This window comes from Christiangramia qingdaonensis, from assembly GCF_048381525.1.
In the GTDB taxonomy this organism is placed as follows: Bacteria; Bacteroidota; Bacteroidia; order Flavobacteriales; family Flavobacteriaceae; genus Christiangramia.
Window position 1 is genome coordinate 114,240 of sequence record NZ_JBLWIM010000018.1, and the last position, 17,287, is coordinate 131,526.

Genomic DNA, 17,287 nt, shown 5'->3' on the forward strand with positions numbered 1-17,287 from the left:
CAACCACCATTTGATTAGCGGTTGCAAATGTAAGTTATTTGTACATTTCAGCAAAGAAAAATTTTCAATTAAATAAGGTCAAATACAGAATCTACTGCTACATAACGATCTACGTTATAACCTTCGGCATGTTCAGTATTAATGAGCCTTCCCATATCCTGTGCCCGGTAAGTAATGCTATCCAGGAAGTTACTGCTGGATATTGGAGTTTCAGGCTCTTTACTATCTTCGCTGTAGAATTGCGACCTGTAAGCTTTTACCGAATCAATTTTTTTATCCAGAAAGCCTGTAATGTCCACTACAAAATCAGGTTTTAGATTCTTCCACTGGATATAATGGAAAACATGCTTTGGTCGCCATGCTGGCTGGTTCTCACCATTCATGATAGTTTCAATCTTACGCAAACCACTCAGAAAGCAAGCATCACTTATTAATTTTGCAGCCTTTCCATGATCAATATGCCTGTCGTCAACCGCATTACATAGCACAATCTCTGGCTGGTACTTTCTTATCATTTTAATGATCTCCATTTGGTGGGAAGCATTGTTTGAAAAAAAAGCATCGCTAAATTCGAGATTCTCGCGAACCTCAACCCCTAAAACCTGGGCTGCAGCCGTTGCTTCCTGATCACGAATCTCTGCAGTTCCTCTTGTACCAAGTTCCCCCCTGGTAAGATCAAGGATTCCAACCTTTTTTCCCCGACTAATTTCTTTTGCAATGGTTCCAGCACAACTTAATTCCACATCATCAGGGTGTGCGCCAATCGCAAGTATATCTAATTTCATAAATCTTTATTTGGTGTTTGCTATTGCCTGCTCAAGGTCTTGTTTAATGTCTTCAAACTCTTCGATGCCCACAGAGAATCTCAAAAGATTATCCTTGATCCCTTGCTGTGCTCTTTCTTCTTCTGTCAATAATCCATGACTAGTTTTTGAAGGTAGAAGAATGGTACTTTCTACACCGGCAAGGCTCATGGAGGGTTTTATTAGTTTCAGAGATTTCATGAAATGCTGCACATCGATTTCATTATTCAGTTCAAATGACATCATTCCGCCGAAACCAGACATTTGCTTTGCTGCGAGTTCGTGATCTGGATGATCTTTCAAACCAGGATAATAAACATTCGCAACACTGGGATGAGCTTTTAAAAATTCCGCCAGTTGCAAAGCATTCGAATTCTGGGCTTTTACACGTAAACCCATGGTCTTAATACTTCTTTCCAGTAACCAGACCGTATAATCACTTAAGTTTCCACCAAAATTCTTAGCCATTTGAAAGATCCGGTCGATATGATCTTCAGAACTTATTGCAGTTCCCGCCAGGATATCACTATGGCCTCCCATGTATTTGGTTGCAGAGTGTAAAACGATATCTATTCCCATATCCAGAGGGTTCTGGTTTACCGGTGAAGCAAATGTATTATCGATCATACTTACAAGTCCATGCTTTTTAGCCAGACCTGCAACTCCTTCGATATCTGTGATCTTCAACAGAGGATTAGATGGTGTCTCGATATAAATTACCTTCGTATTTTCCTTGATTTCAGACTCTAATGAAGCTATAGAAGAGTCTTTCGCAAATGTATACTCTATTCCGAATTTAGCGAATTCCTCTACTGCAAGGTTACTGGTTCCGCCATAAAGGGCGTCTGGAAATACTACGTGATCTCCAGAACTCAAAAATGCCATTAATGAGGTGCTAACTGCGGCCATTCCACTTCCAAAGATCAAAGCAGCTTCTCCGTGTTCCAGTGCAGCCATCTTTTTAGCAAGGGCTACCTGGTTTGGAGTATTAAAATACCTGGGGTAACGCTTGGTTTCCACATCTTCAAATGCGTAAGACGTTGCCATATAAAGTGGTGAAACCGCTCCCTTGAACTGAGTATCTTCAAGTTCTCCAGCATGCGTACATATCGTATTGATTCCTTTAGAATCGCTCATAATTTAGAATTCAAAATTGAGCTCCTAAGGTACTAAGAATTCTTTGAAAGCAATGGACTACAGGAAACTTGACCTACGTCAATTCAGCACGTTAAGAATAGTTAAACCTGTGTACTACATCATCTACAGCTGTTATAAATTAAGTAACTTTCAGCAAAAGAGAATAAAATGAAAAATGTAAAAGCTTACGGCGCAAAGTCGAATGATGCAGATCTTAATATGATGGAAATCGAACGCAGGGACATTCTTGCAAATGACGTGAAGATCGAAATCGATTATTGCGGAGTTTGTCATAGCGATATACACCAGGTTAGAAATGATTGGGGCAATAGTAAATATCCAGTGGTACCAGGCCATGAAATTATTGGTCGCGTGGTAGAAGTTGGCTCAGACGTAAAAAACTTTAAGCAAGGTGATCTTGTTGGAGTTGGATGTATGGTGGACTCCTGCCAGGAATGTAAATCTTGTGAAGATGGTCTTGAGCAATATTGTGAGAATGGAATGACCGCTACCTATAATGGTAAGGATGAACATTTAGGCGGCCACACTTTTGGCGGATATTCTGAAATGGTGGTGGTACGCGAAAAATTTGTCCTGAAGGTTCCTGAAAACCTGGATACAAAGGCAGTTGCGCCATTATTGTGTGCAGGTATTACAACATGGTCTCCACTTAGACAATGGAATGTAAAAAAAGGTGATAAAGTTGGAGTTGTTGGACTGGGAGGTCTTGGACATATGGGGGTTAAGTTTGCCCACGCATTAGGGGCTCACGTTGTGATGATCACTACCTCTCCTGCTAAAGCTGAAGATGCTAAATCCCTTGGTGCAGATGAAGTTCTTATCTCGAAGGATGAAGCAGAAATGAAGAAACATGCCAATTCATTCGATTTTATTCTGAATACAGTTCCTGTTGGACATGATACAAATCCTTATGTTGCTTTACTGAAAAGAGATGCGACAATGACATTAGTTGGTGCGATCGATGAAGTAGATATTCATGGTGGCGGACTTATTATGGGAAGAAAAAGAATTGCAGGTTCACTAATTGGCGGAATCAAAGAAACTCAGGAAATGCTTGATTTCTGTGGAGAGCATAATATTGTTTCAGATATTGAAATGATCGATATGGACTCTATTAATACTGCTTTTGACAGAGTTGTAAAATCTGATGTTAAGTATAGATTTGTAATCGATATGAAATCATTAAAGAATTAAATATGGGCCTACTATCCTCATTGCTTGGTAATGCCGGCGCTATAGAGAATTCAGTTATTCAGGAGAAATATGGCAAATTGCTAATTGATTCTGAAGAAGTTATTGCTGGTTTTAAGATCATTCGAGATACTTTTATTTTCACTAACAAACGACTGATCATTGTAGATGTGCAGGGATTAACCGGAAGTAAGATCGAATATTTCTCGGTGCTATATAAAAGTATAACACGTTTTAGCGTGGAAACTGCAGGAAGTTTTGATTTGGATGCAGAACTTAAGATCTGGATTTCCGGGGAACAATCACCCAGTATTTCTAAGAAATTCAATAAGAAAGTTGACATCTATGAAGTTCAGAAATTGCTGGCTGAGTATACTTTATAGGACAGGATAGTCAGAAATTTATAGGAAAAGCCACTGAGAATCTCAGTGGCTTTTTCTTATGTACAGGTTTAAGCTTCCTGATCCAGCCTGTTCTCTTTTTCCTTCCTTTGCCATGGAAATCTGCCTTCAATCTCCAATTCAATGGAAAGACTCAAAAATGTTCTTATCAGGACGATGATCCCTAAAGAAATAACCTCATCAAGTGTAGGTTTTGTTACTACGGTTGCTATAATATCTGCAGCAACCAGGATTTCAAGTCCAAGCAGAATAGCTTTTCCCAATTCCTGTCTCAATAATTTATAAGATCTGACTCCTTTACTTTGCTTTGCCAGTATATATTTGATTAACGCTACGATCGTTCCCAGAAGTATGACCACAACTCCAGTAACTTCTATAAACTTTGCTGCATACTCGATATACAAACTTATATTTTCCATAAACTATTCTTCTGAAGATAATTTTTTATAAACTCCGTTAGTCCAACCAAACCCATCCTGGGTTGGATATTCCCCTCCTCCACTTTCCTTGGAAAGGTCGATTACATTATACTTCTCCGTCATCTTATAGGTTCGGTTGTAAACTGCGCTGTTTACATCCAGCCATCTTGTTTTTATTTCTTCGGAAAGTTCCAGATGCTTATAATTCCTTAGTGCCTGAATAGTGATCCACTGCAATGGAGCCCATCCATTTGGTGCATCCCATTGCTGTCCGGTACTATATGGCGTGGTTACAACTCCTCCAGGTTTAAGAAAATCTTCTTTGATCCTTGTAGCCACTTTGTCGGCTTGCTGTTCATCTGCGATCTGGAAGAATAAAGGATACATTGCTGCCAAGGATAGATTTCCCGTGAATTCTTGCTTTTCAAAATTGTAATCCTGGAAGAATTCTTTCTTAGGATCCCAGAAGTAGTTTTTAATAGCCTGCCGTCTATCTTCAGCCAGCTTCGCATAAGTAGCCGACATTTCCTTTTTTTCCGCAATTTTGGCTGCTCTGGAAATGGTCCTTTCCAGTTGATAAAGCAACGAATTTAGATCAACCGGAAGGATCGAAGTAGTTTGAATACTCGAAAGTTTAAACTCATTTCGCACATTTTTTACCAGCCATCTGCTTGAATAATCCCATCCAGATTCTGCACCTGCTCTTAGATCACGATAAATATCTTCTTTCTTGAGCATTGGATTAGTCTTCAATGCAATTTCTGCAGTTTCTACATCTTCACGGTAGCTTTCTGGCCTTGGAGTAGCGAATTCATCGTAGTAGCGGTTCAAAATAGTCCCATCCTTCAATTTAACAACTCTATTAGTAGCATTACCTGGTTTTAGTTCGTTACTTCCCTTCATCCAGAACTTATGCTCTTGTTCCAGTGCATCTAGATATTCCGCATAAACCTGCTCACCTTCAATATCTGCCAGAATATTGACCATAAGCGAAAAGAATGGTGGTTGAGATCTTCCGAGGTAATAGGTACGATTCCCATTCGGAATAAAACCGAGTTCATCTATGAGGAATGCAAAATTTTCTACCATGTTCCTGATGACCTCATTTTCACCATCTATCTGCAATCCTAACATCGTGAAGTAACTATCCCAGTAATAAACTTCACGAAATCTACCACCCGGCACTATATAATCATTTGGCAGCGGAATAAGGGTTCCCGAAATACTATCATTTGCAGGCCTTTTCAAGACTTCCCATAAACTCTTTATGTGCATACCTATCTCCAGACTATCGCTTTTAAATTGCAGATCGGCTTCCGGAATACTAAAGTGTTGATCCAGAAAGGTTTTCATGCCCTTAACGGTAGTATCTTCCAGCATATCATATCGTTGCCTGATAAGACCTACACTATATTTTGGATTCGCATCAACAAAGGTCTTGCTGTCCTCGAAAATAGCCCGGGTTTGTACATCATAGAATAAATTTCCGTAGAGTTCGGCTGGTGGTAGTATAGTAATTTCCTTGTCATCGTGGACGACAACTGGATCTGGACTGGACTTGCAGCTGTTGAATGCAATTAATAAGCATAGCAGGAATAACTTAAAATATCTTCGGAAATTCATATAATATGTTTAAGATCTATAAATATAAAGAAATTGATTACTGAAAAGCCTGGCTACTCAAAGCTTCTTTATATTTTTGATCTATAACTAATGATCATGGAGATACTCAACTGGGATAAAAAGTACGCGGAAGAATTCGAAAATATGAATTTACACTGGCTGAATGAATTCTTTTATGTGGAACCACATGATGAGGAGGTTTTAGGAAAACCTGAAAAATATATCATTGAGCCGGGAGGAAAGATCTTCTTTGTAAGAAAAGACGAAACTATCGTAGCCTGTGTGGCATTGATGAAGATGGAAGATGATATTTTCGAGCTCACCAAAATGGCGGTTAAACCAGCATTTCGTGGTCAGAAAATCGGACACTTTCTAATTGACTATACCATACAGTTTGCTAAAAGCAGCGGCTGGAAAAAATTGATCATTTACTCTAATCGAAAACTGGAAAACGCTATTCATTTATATCGCAAATATGGATTCGAAGAAATTCCTATTGAAGAAAATAATCCTTACGCTCGTGGGGATATTAAAATGTCATTAATCCTTTCATAATTCTTTATTAAACCAAATAGCTAAAGTCATGTCTGGCCTTATCTTAGGCTAAAAATTGACTATGAAAAAAGTAGCTACTCTAATTGCCGCAGGCTTATTGCTTGTTGGATGTAAAGATCAGGGGAATGAAAAGAATAAGATGATGAATGACACTCTTGCAGAGAACAATGCAGAGATGAGTCAGACGCCTTTTCAGGAGACCATGGATCTTAAAATCGAACCTATTTCCCATGCCACTGCAGTTTTTAAATGGGGTGATAAAACCTTTTACACAGATCCCGTAGGTGGAGCTGAAGCTTTTAAAGGCAAAGACAGACCAGATTTTATTTTGATCACAGACATACATGGAGATCATATGAATGCTGAAACGCTAAAGGCGATCGGTCTGGATAGTGTAACTGTAATTGTACCACAGGCCGTAAAAGATAAATTACCCGAAGATCTGAAGGCTGAATATATAGTAATGAATAACGGAGACTCCAAAGAACTCATGGGTTTCAATATTCAGGCAATACCGATGTACAATTTACCTCAGTCTAAAGATGCAATGCACGTGAAAGGTCGTGGGAATGGATATATCATTGAGAATAACGGGAAAAGACTATATATTTCCGGCGATACTGAAGATATTCCTGAGATGAGAAATCTGAATAATATCGATGTTGCATTAGTGTCTATGAATCTACCTTATACCATGCCAGTAGATCGTGCTGCAAAAGGTGTCCTGGCTTTCACGCCTAAAAAAGTAATTCCATACCATTACCGTGGTAAAAACGGACTTTCTGATGTTGAAGAATTTAAGAAATTAGTAAATGAAGGAAATTCTGATATTGAAGTGGAACTTATGAACTGGTACCCGGAAAGATCGAAGTAGATGATATCTGGAAACAAGAAGTCGCTCTTCAGATTAATACGCTTGAAATTTTTGTAAAATTTTTAGTTGGCTAACACAAATTCAACAATTATTTCATCAAGCTAGAACATTAATCTGGGAAGCGACTTTTAAGTTATTGATTCTCATATTATTAAATATAAGGTTTCCTCTCTATTTAGAACGAATCTTTTTTAACTCAATTGTCTACGACCACCAATTTTTAGAAAACTTTATGATTTAGCGGTTTCAAGTTCTAGGCTATGCAGTTCAATAAACTGATTTTCTATCACTTTCAACATGTCACTTTCAATTGAATGTATCTGGCAATATATCTAATGTAATTGGAGTCAAATTTAAGGCCTACACACTACTTCAGACGATTAGAACCTACAGTACATAATGAAACAAAAAAACCCGGCCAGTTGGCCGGGTTTTTTTGTAATATGAATTAGTTACTAGGAAAGTACTTCCTGAACTTTATCTGCCGCTTCCTGGAATTGTACCGCGCTGTAAACTTTAAGTCCGCTATTATCGATAAGTTCCTTAGCGATATCTGCGTTCGTTCCTTGCAATCTTACGATGATTGGCACATTCATAGCGTCTCCCATATTCTTGGAAGCGTCTACAATACCCTGGGCAACACGGTCACATCTTACGATTCCTCCAAAGATATTAACCAGGATTGCTTCTACTTTATCATCTTTCAAGATCAGTCTGAAAGCTTCTTCTACTCTCTTGGCATCAGCTGTTCCACCAACATCAAGGAAGTTAGCTGGCTCTCCTCCTGCTTGTTTAATAAGGTCCATTGTTGCCATTGCAAGTCCTGCACCGTTTACCATACACCCAACGTTACCGTCAAGATCTACGTAGTTAAGTCCAACTTCTCTCGCTTCAACTTCAGTAGCATTCTCTTCACGAACATCACGCATTTCAGCATAATCCTTGTGACGGAAAAGTGCATTGTCATCTAATGTTACCTTAGCATCTACTGCCATGATCTTATCATCACTCGTTTTCAACACAGGGTTGATCTCGAAAAGTGAAGAATCAGATTTTTCAAAAGCTTCATATAAAGACATTACGAATTTGGTCATTTCTTTAAATGCCTTTCCGCTTAGTCCAAGATTGAAAGCGATTCTACGCGCCTGGAATCCAAGCAATCCTGTAGAAGGATCAATCTCTTCAGTAAATATAAGGTCTGGAGTTTCTTCAGCAACAGTTTCGATATCCATTCCACCTTCTGTAGAATACATGATCATGTTACGTCCGGTAGCTCTGTTTAAAAGAACAGACATATAATATTCTTCCGGCTCACTGTCTCCAGGATAGTAAACATCTTCAGCAACTAAAACCTGGTGTACCTTTTTCCCTTCCGCAGAAGTTTGAGGAGTTACGAGATTCATCCCGATGATCTCTCCGGCGATTTCTTCAACTTCCTTCAGGTTTTTGGCAAGTTTTACACCACCACCTTTACCACGTCCACCAGCATGAACCTGTGCTTTGATCACATGCCATCCAGTACCGGTTTGCTCGGTAAGTGCTTTCGCCGCATCTACTGCTTCTTTAGCGTTTGTTGCTACGGTTCCACGTTGAATGCGGACTCCAAAGCTGCTCAAAATTTCTTTTCCTTGATATTCGTGTATATTCATAATCAGCTATTTCTTCTGTATTTATTATGGAAAGCAAAAGTAACAAATACATACTATTGTACCAATCTTTTTTGAGCTTCTTAACGATAGGCTAATAGTCGGAAATTCTTATGCTGCAGGGCTTTTAGAATATCTTCGGAAAAACGAAAAGGTTATCGCAGAAAACTGAAGTAAATCTGGTGAGACTTTCGATTCTCAACTAAATTTGATCTTTTAATTATTTCTCATGAAGAAGGCATTACTGGCGCTGGCAATTGGAGGTTTTGGAATAGGAATGACGGAATTTGTGATCATGGGAATTTTGCCTGAGATCGCTAATGATCTGGAAGTTTCCATCCCGGTCGCAGGACATTTTATATCGGCATATGCTCTTGGAGTAGTCGTTGGCGCTCCACTGCTTACCATCTTCGGAAATAAATGGCCGCCTCAAAAGACACTTTTAGGTTTGATGCTATGGTTTACCATATTCAATACGCTTTCAGCTTTTGCAGATTCCTACGAGCTTTTAATGCTCGCCAGGTTCCTATCCGGTCTACCTCATGGTGCATTCTTCGGAATTGGCGCCGTGGTGGCTGGAAAACTCGCCCGTCCCGGGAAAGAAGCTCAGGCTATCGCGATGATGTTCACCGGACTAACAGTGGCCAACGTGATCGGGGTTCCTCTTGGGACCTGGTTAGGACAGAACTTCAGCTGGGGAATCGCATTTCTTGCAGTTGGTATAGTTGGGATTTGTGCAATCCTGAGTATCAGATTCTGGATGCCGGAAGTGAAAATTGCCAATGCCGGCGGAATGAAAGAAGAATTAAGATTACTTCGGAAACCAGAACTCTGGATGGTTATTCTTTTAACAACTATTGGAACTGGTGGTTTTTTCGCCTGGTACAGCTATATAGCTCCGCTAATTACAGATGTTGCCGGTCATTCTGAAAATGTTGTTAGTTATGCGATGATCCTTGCCGGACTGGGAATGGTCGCCGGAAACTTTCTGGGTGCGAAACTGGCTGAGATGTTCAGTCCGATCAAAGCAGTTATTATTGCACTGATCCTAATGGTTACCGCGCTTCTAGTAAATACTTTTGTTGCCTATGACCAAATTGGTGTGCTCATTACTACATTTATTATACCTGTGATTGCATTCTGTATCGCCACACCTATACAAATGGCCGTCATCAATACTGCTAAAGGCTCTGAGATGCTTGGTTCTTCACTTAATCAAAGTGCATTTAATATGGGAAATGCCAGTGGAGCCTATCTTGCCGGTCTACCTATCTCTTACGGGTACGGCATTGTATCTGCTCAATACGTAGGAGCTGCCATGGCTGGAATCGGAATTTTTATAGGAATTGGCGTTATTTATATGCGTAAGAAACAGGTTGCTCTTCAAACTGCCTGATAGGAATACACATATTTAACAAAAGGTATAAATTGGTTATATTTAAATTTGATCTAGGGTAACTTTTACAAAACACTGTAGTTTTACGTCAAATTAGGATTAGAAATGACACATAAGGATCTACTTTCTGTAGCAAATGATTTTGGCAGCCCGGTTTACGTCTATGATGCTGAAAAAATTACTTCTCAATATCAAAGATTAACCAATGCATTTAAGGTTGATGAACTAAGAATTCACTACGCCGTAAAAGCACTTTCCAATATTTCGATCCTTAAGTTACTTAATTCTCTGGGTTGTGGCCTGGATACCGTATCTATTCAGGAAGTGAAACTGGGAATACAAGCAGGTGTATCTCCTGAAAAGATCATTTACACTCCTAATGGTGTTTCTTTGGAAGAAATCGAGGAGGTAGTTAAACTCGGAGCCCAGATCAATATCGATAATCTTTCCATCCTGGAACAGTTTGGAAGCAGGCATCCTGAAATTCCAGTCTGTATCCGTATCAATCCTCATGTGATGGCGGGTGGAAACTCAAAAATTTCGGTTGGGCATATTGATTCTAAATTCGGGATTAGTATTCACCAGATGCCACATTTGTTGAGAATTGTAGAAAACACAGGAATGCACATTAATGGTATTCATATGCATACCGGAAGTGACATTCTTGATATTGGAGTTTTCTTACATGCTTCAGAAATTCTTTTTGAAGCCGCACGAAACTTTAAAGAGCTTGAATTCATAGATTTTGGAAGTGGATTCAAAGTTCCTTACCGTCCTGGTGATATAGAAACCGATATCGAAGACCTGGGCGACCAACTCACCCAGAAGTTTAAGGCTTTTTGTAAGGAATACGGCCGTGATCTAGCACTCGCTTTTGAACCTGGTAAATATCTCGTTAGTGATGCAGGGAAATTCCTGGCGAAAGTGAATGTGATTAAACAAACCACCTCAACGGTTTTTGCAGGAATCGACTCCGGATTTAATCATCTAATCAGGCCCATGTTCTATGGATCACATCACGAAATAACCAATATCAGTAACCCGGAAGCCAAGAACAGGTTCTACAGCGTCGTAGGCTATATCTGCGAAACCGATACTTTTGGAAATAACAGGCGTATCTCTGAAATAAGAGAAGGCGATATTCTTAGTTTTAGCAATGCTGGTGCTTATTGCTTTAGCATGGCGAGCAATTTCAATTCCAGATTGAGGCCTGCGGAAGTATTATGGTACAATAACATGGCTCACTTAATTAGAGAGCGTGAAGTTTTTGAAGATCTAACCAGGCATCAGATCGAACTTGATTTTGAAACTAGAGAACCGGAAGTTTCAGAAGTTCAGAATTAAACGACGTACAGGTAAATGGATATAAAATGGGAGAATGTTCCCATGAGTACGAAGACATGGAAGATAGCATGGTTAAAAGGTATTTTTTTCAGCATAAATAGGATAGCCCCTATGGTATAGGAAACTCCTCCAGCTACCAGCCACCATAAACCTTCAGTACTCAGATTTTCTAACATGGAATTTCCGGCGAAAACGATGATCCAGCCCATCGCCACATACATAATAGTAGAGAGCAGCTGGTATTTTCCCGTAAAGAAAAATTTCAGAATTATTCCCGCCAGTGCGATCAGCCAGACGGTCCAGAGTATGATATTACCAACCAGACCGGGTAAACTAATGACTGCAAATGGTGTATAGGTTCCAGCGATCAAAACATAAATCGAAGCGTGATCCAGAATATTCAATCTGGCTCTCCTTTGATGGTCTTTAGCGCTATGATACAATGTACTCGCCGCATACAACAAGATCATACTGGCACCAAATACTGAGAAACTTACAAGATAAGCGGTAGAATCAAATTCTAATGCGCGCTGAATAAGCAGGAAGAGTGCAACGATACTCAGCAAAAAGCCGATGCCGTGGGAAATTATATTCAGGCGTTCCTCTTCTGGTGAATAGTATTTAGGCTCTATGCTTTTTTCCATGGAGCAAAATTAATCTTTTTAAGAAATTCCTTCTAAAATTCTAATAGAAACCACTTATGCAGGGATTTTCACCAAGGTTACCACTCCATTTCCATCTGCCCTGTTCCTGATTTCAAAGATGTACTTGTCCTTGTACAAATTTCTCAAACGATCATCAATATTTCTTAAGCCAACGCCCTTTTCAAGCAGTTCTTTGTGAGTAAGTTTTAAAGGTTCTCCATCATTTTCAACTCTAATGATCAGGTTACCTCTTTCTTCACGTATCTTAATAAGAATATGAAGATCTGTATGATCATAAGAATAACCATGCTTGATAGAGTTTTCTATCATTGGCTGTAGTAACATCGCCGGAATTTTCTTCAGCAGTAGTGATTCGTCAATTTCCTTTTCTATACTGAGATGATCTGAAAATCGAACATTCAGAATATTTAGATAATATTCCAGGATCCTGAGTTCCTCATCAAGGCTAATCCGGTTTCTGTCGCTATGGTACAGGATTTCACGTAGAAAATCGCTAAGATCTGCAATAGTATCCTTCGCTTTGTTACTATCCAAATCTGTTAATACGGCAATACTATTAAGCGTATTGAACAGAAAATGAGGTTGCAATTGTGAGGAAAGCATTCTCATCCTCGTGTTCATTAACTGACTTTCCAGTTTCAAATGTCGTTTTTCTGCCTCCTTTACCTGGCGGAGATAGTAGTAGGTGTAGATGATAAAGATCATCGCGAAATAGATGAGAAAATTCAGGTCAAGAACATAGACGAATGCGTTTACACTCTTCCGAAGATCAAATTCTGCAAGGCTTATTCTTCCTGCAAGTATGGAATAGAAATCGAAGACAAGCCTGATAATAAGACCAATTAGTAAGGAGAATAGAGTGTGTATGGAAATGATCTTTACCCATGAATAGTTCTTATTTAGAAACCTCTTTGTACTAATCGCGATGAGCGTCATATAGCTGACTACGATGATGTAATCAAAAAGCATGTTATATACAAGAAAGTCAGGCCAGCTGAAGTGTTGCATTTCCTTAGGCATAAACTCTTGCATATACGCTGTTTTTGCAATATGTATGAGGTCAAACATCAGGTAGAACCCTGCAAGTAAAAGGACCAGCTTGAAATCTATATACTTTTGTTTTAAATCATGAAGGCTCATTAGATTCCAATTTTTTCAAGAAATTCCTTCTTATGGGATTTACTTACGTGCAGTAATTTACCACAGGTCATTTTTGCATCGATCTCAGAATAATCTGAATGTATAATTTCATGTACAAAATTGAGATTTACGATGGTAGACCTGTGGATCCTGATAAAATTATGATCCAGGATCTCTGCCAGATTGTTGAGTGATTCTCTCAAAACATGCTTCCTGCCATCTACATAAATTTCAGCATAATAACCAGATGCCTGTATATAATGTATTTCTCGAGGGTCCACCAGTGAGGTCTTATTGCCTTGTTTAACTGGAATTTTTGAAACCGAATTCAGATGCAGGTTGCTTTTAGAATATTCGTGAAATAGTTCTACGAGTCGCTTTTCAAAATTCTCTTCAGCTTCAGAAGTAGTGGTGTTCAGGACTTTTGTAATTGTTTTGAAGAATCTTTCATCCTTAAAAGGTTTCAGAAGAAAATCAAATGCTTCCGCATCAAAAGCTTTTAGGGCATAAGTGTCATAGGCCGTTACAAAAATTACGATTGGTTTAGGATCTATTTCGATCTTCTTGAGCACATCAAAACCATTCATATCTTTCATGTTAATATCCAGAAAAATAAGATCAGGCTTGTCGCGATTAATTTTTTCTATTGCAGTTTTGCCATTGGAACATTCACCTAGAATGTCTATTTGCGATACATCTTCCAGTAAGTTTAGAACACGTTTTCGGGCTAGTTCCTCATCATCGATGATTAAAGCTTTCATATAAAATGTTATTTGGCTACTACAAGTTATGATTATTTCCAATAAGTCAGATTGGCTTAGCCTGTGGTAAATATTGATCTATAAGCGATTGATTCTATGATTGCTGAATAAAGGGCTATCGAACTTTATCCGACAGCCCTCTGACTAACTAACTACTAACCTATTTTTAATTACTTGCTACCGACACTCTCGAAATTGTTGTCGGATCCAATTTAACCGTTCGTTTTTGATTTGCATTTTCCAGCCTGATCTTATAGATTTCTTTGTCAAGGAATTCCCCTTTCCCAGAAGCCATATATTTATTCGAGATCATCGTCCAGCCCTTATTTGAACTATAAAGTTCTGATCTTAATGCTGATGGTAAAGCGATATTTTTAAATTTCTGACTAGTTCTTTGCAACTCTCCATTTTTGTCGAATTCCGCTGCCAAATAACCTTTGCTGCTTCTAAAAGTTACCTGATAGGAAACAAAGTTCTCTTTTGCCAGTTCTTTCAGCATCGCTGTGATGTCAAGATTGGACCTCATAAAGGCGACTGGATCTTTTTCAAATTCCCCGGAATGTTTCTCGGTTACGGCATAAGTAAAACCATCGCCAGATTTGACAAATTTAGATTTGTTAGTTTCCAGACGAACCTCAGCTTCGTCTAATTCAATTTCCTGTGCGTTTCCAAATGCTGTTACTGCGATAAGCAATAATGAAATAAATAAAGTTTTCATAATGTACGTTTTTTGAATGATGAATAATGATTTATTGATATCACTAAACTACATTCAAATTACAAAGACAATAGAGTCAATGATCTGAAGTACATTTTTTTGGAACTGAATAATAAAAAGATAGAAGTCGGCAGAAAATCAGGTTTAAATAAAACGTGCTTGAAGAATTTCTATGTTCACCGCTTTAGAATGATGTTTCGTAAGGTACTCTAAGCTTTTGACAGCTTTTTACTTAAAAAGAGAAAGTCATCTCTGTTAATCAAGATCCATCATTGGACCTGATCTGAATATAGTAGCAGAAGTCATTCGCTTTCGAACTTTACGAAGTGAATTCAATTCGCGTTTGTAAGATTTAATCAGCTTTTTCTGCCTGGAATTGTCTTTTCTCAACTGATAATAAATAGCTCCAATAATGGTAATAGCTGCACCCAATACTGAACAAAATAATGTAGTATCCATTTTGTTTCTTTTTGAAGTTAAATCTTTTGGGGGATCTATAAAGATAAATTTCACAGTCAGTTAACTTCTTAAAATTGAGTTAATTAACTCCGATGAAAACACAAAAAAAGAGATCAAATATACCATGATCTCTTTTCTAACTTCAAATTAGATACCTATTAATATAGAACTCGGAATCTAATTGTACCCTGTATACCTTTCAATTCCTTGATCACCACATCATCGTAAGCCTTGTCAATATCTGTAATCACATAACCTATGGTTTCATTGGTTTTTAAATACTGTCCAACAATATTGATATCGTTAGCCGCGAGTATTCTGTTTATATGAGCTATGATTCCCGGTTTGTTATGGTGAATATGAATGAGTCTGTGTGCGTTTTCAAGAATTGGAAGTTGTAAATTCGGGAAATTGACCGAGTTTGTAGTACTTCCCGTGTTAATGTAATTTATGATCTTTCCTGGTACAAAGTTCCCGATATTTTCCTGAGCTTCTTCCGTAGAACCTCCAATATGCGGAGTAAGAATAAGATTAGGTAAACCTCTTAACGGTGATTCAAATTCTTCCTGGTTTGTCTTAGGCTCTTTTGGAAAAACGTCCACCCCTGCTCCAATGATCCTTTTACTTTCAATATGCTTTCGCAGTGCATCTACATCTACTACCTGTCCCCTGGCGAGATTCAGGAAAACACTTCCTTCCTTCATCCATCCAAACTGTTTATCACCAATCATATTGGTGTTTTCCTTGCGACCGTCAACGTGCAAAGTTACAATATCAACTTTTTCGAATAGCTCTTTTAAACTATTACATTTAGTGGCGTTCCCCAAAGCAAGTCTCTCCACTAGATCATAATAATAAACATCGAAACCTATCGCCTCTGCTACAACAGATAATTGCGATCCAATGTTCCCGTAACCAACGATACCCAATTTCTTACCACGGGTTTCGTAACTACCTTTTGCAGATTTGTTCCATTCCCCTCGATGCATTTCTGCAATTCTATCGGGCAGATTTCTCATTAAAAGGATGATCTCTCCTATCGCCAATTCCACTACAGACCTGGTATTACTATACGGCGCATTAAAAACTGCGACCCCTTTCTTGAGACAGGCTTCAAGATCGATCTGGTTCGTCCCAATACAAAATGCTCCAACTGCGATGAGTCGGTTTGCCTTTTCAAGCACCTTTTCAGTAAGATTAGTCTTAGACCTGATTCCTAAAATTGAAACATCTTTGATCTTTTCTGCAAGTTCCTGCTCATCCAGAGCACCAGAAATTGTCTCTACATTATAGCCTTCTTCCCTCATTATAGCAACGGCATCTGCATGCACATTTTCAAGAAGTAGTACTTTAATTCTGTTCTTAGGGTATGATATTGCTTTGTTCATCTTGTGTAAGTATAGAAATTCGTCAAGGCTGGGAGTTACATGATCAGCTTTTTCAAGCACCTCTCCACGTTGAACATTTTCAGTAAAAGCGTAAAACTTATTAGCCAGTCCAGCCGCCTTAATTTCATAATCGTTGTAGCCATCGCCAATTACATAAACGTCACCTTGTAGATCCATTTGCTTTAACAGGGCGACCTTACCGTTACTTGAAGATAATACATTATCTCTGTCAAAACCTGTAATCTGGCCATTTTCAGAAGTAAAAGTATTCGCATATACATTTTCTTCTCTAACTCCAAGTTCTCTAACTATAGGCACTATGATCTCCTTAAAACCATTGGAAATTATATAGATATGGTCCTTGTTCTCCTGGAAGAAGGCTTCATTTCTCACAAAAGAAACAGATACCTTGCTTTTAAGATCTTCGATCACCTGAGGGATCATATTCATATCTGCTTCCAGGATCTCGAGTCTTTTTTCCAGTGATTCTCTAAAACCTATTTTTCCTGCCATTGCAAGATCTGTAAGCTCGGTTAATCGGTGCAGTTTCTGATCCTTTTCAGGATGAGATTTCAAACTGATCTCGCCCAGAACATCCAATGCTTCCACTTGCGTGAAAGTGCTGTCAAAATCAATTACATAATGTCGGTTCTCCTTCATAGCAGGATTCAATTCGGTTGAAATTATTTATAAAACTAGTTGTTTTCTGAAGATTTAAAAATGACTAATTTCTTCTAATTTTACTG

Annotated in this window: 17 protein-coding genes; 6 read left to right on the forward strand and 11 right to left on the reverse strand. The window is 38.6% G+C overall.

Features of this window, described 5'->3' with window-relative positions:
* Positions 1-68 precede the first annotated feature (68 nt).
* Together bshB1 and ACNI3T_RS14390 are read right to left on the reverse strand one after the other, a co-directional pair.
* Positions 69-785 (reverse strand): bacillithiol biosynthesis deacetylase BshB1, encoded by a 717-nt coding sequence (gene bshB1, locus ACNI3T_RS14385; protein WP_418228420.1) that lies wholly within the window; start codon positions 783-785, stop codon positions 69-71.
* A gap of 6 nt (positions 786-791) precedes the next feature.
* On the reverse strand, positions 792-1,940 hold the full coding sequence (locus tag ACNI3T_RS14390) for a trans-sulfuration enzyme family protein (protein ID WP_418228421.1): 1,149 nt from the start codon (positions 1,938-1,940) through the stop codon (positions 792-794).
* 168 nt (positions 1,941-2,108) lie between these two features.
* Between ACNI3T_RS14390 and ACNI3T_RS14395 the strand changes: the two genes are divergently transcribed.
* Together ACNI3T_RS14395 and ACNI3T_RS14400 are read left to right on the forward strand one after the other, a co-directional pair.
* A complete protein-coding gene (locus ACNI3T_RS14395) occupies positions 2,109-3,155 on the forward strand; it encodes an NAD(P)-dependent alcohol dehydrogenase (protein WP_418228422.1) in 1,047 nt (348 codons plus the stop codon).
* A gap of 2 nt (positions 3,156-3,157) precedes the next feature.
* Positions 3,158-3,535, forward strand: coding sequence for a PH domain-containing protein (locus tag ACNI3T_RS14400; RefSeq protein ID WP_299156238.1), 378 nt, complete (start codon positions 3,158-3,160; stop codon positions 3,533-3,535).
* A 68-nt stretch (positions 3,536-3,603) separates the two neighbouring features.
* Here the strand turns inward: ACNI3T_RS14400 and ACNI3T_RS14405 are convergent, their stop codons facing one another.
* Both ACNI3T_RS14405 and treA read right to left on the reverse strand, forming a co-directional pair.
* On the reverse strand, positions 3,604-3,972 hold the full coding sequence (locus ACNI3T_RS14405) for a DUF1622 domain-containing protein (RefSeq protein WP_418228423.1): 369 nt from the start codon (positions 3,970-3,972) through the stop codon (positions 3,604-3,606).
* A 3-nt stretch (positions 3,973-3,975) separates the two neighbouring features.
* The gene (gene treA / locus ACNI3T_RS14410) at positions 3,976-5,595 is read right to left on the reverse strand and encodes an alpha,alpha-trehalase TreA (RefSeq protein WP_418228424.1); all 1,620 of its coding nucleotides are present in this window, start codon (positions 5,593-5,595) and stop codon (positions 3,976-3,978) included.
* A 96-nt stretch (positions 5,596-5,691) separates the two neighbouring features.
* Between treA and ACNI3T_RS14415 the strand changes: the two genes are divergently transcribed.
* Positions 5,692-6,150, forward strand: coding sequence for a GNAT family N-acetyltransferase (locus ACNI3T_RS14415; RefSeq protein WP_418228425.1), 459 nt, complete (start codon positions 5,692-5,694; stop codon positions 6,148-6,150).
* 61 nt (positions 6,151-6,211) lie between these two features.
* Positions 6,212-7,024, forward strand: coding sequence for an MBL fold metallo-hydrolase (locus ACNI3T_RS14420; protein WP_418228426.1), 813 nt, complete (start codon positions 6,212-6,214; stop codon positions 7,022-7,024).
* A 455-nt stretch (positions 7,025-7,479) separates the two neighbouring features.
* Here ACNI3T_RS14420 and sucC read toward each other — a convergent pair whose 3' ends face one another.
* Complete coding sequence (sucC, locus tag ACNI3T_RS14425; RefSeq protein WP_141878289.1) at positions 7,480-8,673, reverse strand: ADP-forming succinate--CoA ligase subunit beta; 1,194 nt, start codon at positions 8,671-8,673, stop codon at positions 7,480-7,482.
* A 226-nt stretch (positions 8,674-8,899) separates the two neighbouring features.
* Here sucC and ACNI3T_RS14430 point away from each other — a divergent pair, with 226 nt between their 5' ends.
* Positions 8,900-10,066 (forward strand): MFS transporter, encoded by a 1,167-nt coding sequence (locus ACNI3T_RS14430; RefSeq protein ID WP_418228427.1) that lies wholly within the window; start codon positions 8,900-8,902, stop codon positions 10,064-10,066.
* Between the two features lie 105 nt (positions 10,067-10,171).
* Positions 10,172-11,410, forward strand: a complete 1,239-nt coding sequence (gene lysA, locus ACNI3T_RS14435; RefSeq protein WP_418228428.1) for a diaminopimelate decarboxylase — start codon at positions 10,172-10,174, stop codon at positions 11,408-11,410.
* On the opposite strand, the gene trhA is transcribed toward lysA, so the two are convergent.
* The 6 genes from trhA to serA all read right to left on the reverse strand — a co-directional run bounded on the left by trhA (position 11,407) and on the right by serA (position 17,201).
* Positions 11,407-12,054: a PAQR family membrane homeostasis protein TrhA gene (gene trhA / locus ACNI3T_RS14440; protein ID WP_418228429.1), complete on the reverse strand. Its 648-nt coding sequence runs from the start codon at positions 12,052-12,054 to the stop codon at positions 11,407-11,409. The two genes, lysA and trhA, sit on opposite strands and share 4 nt — an antisense overlap.
* A gap of 54 nt (positions 12,055-12,108) precedes the next feature.
* Entirely contained in the window at positions 12,109-13,215 is a 1,107-nt protein-coding gene (locus ACNI3T_RS14445) for a sensor histidine kinase (RefSeq protein WP_418228430.1), read from the reverse strand.
* Complete coding sequence (locus ACNI3T_RS14450) at positions 13,215-13,976, reverse strand: LytR/AlgR family response regulator transcription factor (protein WP_418228431.1); 762 nt, start codon at positions 13,974-13,976, stop codon at positions 13,215-13,217. The genes ACNI3T_RS14445 and ACNI3T_RS14450 overlap by 1 nt, the downstream gene beginning before the upstream one ends.
* A 166-nt stretch (positions 13,977-14,142) precedes the next feature.
* Positions 14,143-14,694 carry a hypothetical protein gene (locus tag ACNI3T_RS14455; RefSeq protein WP_418228432.1) on the reverse strand — a complete coding sequence of 184 codons (552 nt, stop codon included), beginning with the start codon at positions 14,692-14,694 and terminating at the stop codon, positions 14,143-14,145.
* A gap of 255 nt (positions 14,695-14,949) precedes the next feature.
* Positions 14,950-15,153 carry a hypothetical protein gene (locus ACNI3T_RS14460; protein ID WP_418228433.1) on the reverse strand — a complete coding sequence of 68 codons (204 nt, stop codon included), beginning with the start codon at positions 15,151-15,153 and terminating at the stop codon, positions 14,950-14,952.
* A 158-nt stretch (positions 15,154-15,311) separates the two neighbouring features.
* On the reverse strand, positions 15,312-17,201 hold the full coding sequence (serA, locus tag ACNI3T_RS14465) for a phosphoglycerate dehydrogenase (RefSeq protein ID WP_418228434.1): 1,890 nt from the start codon (positions 17,199-17,201) through the stop codon (positions 15,312-15,314).
* Positions 17,202-17,287 lie beyond the last annotated feature (86 nt).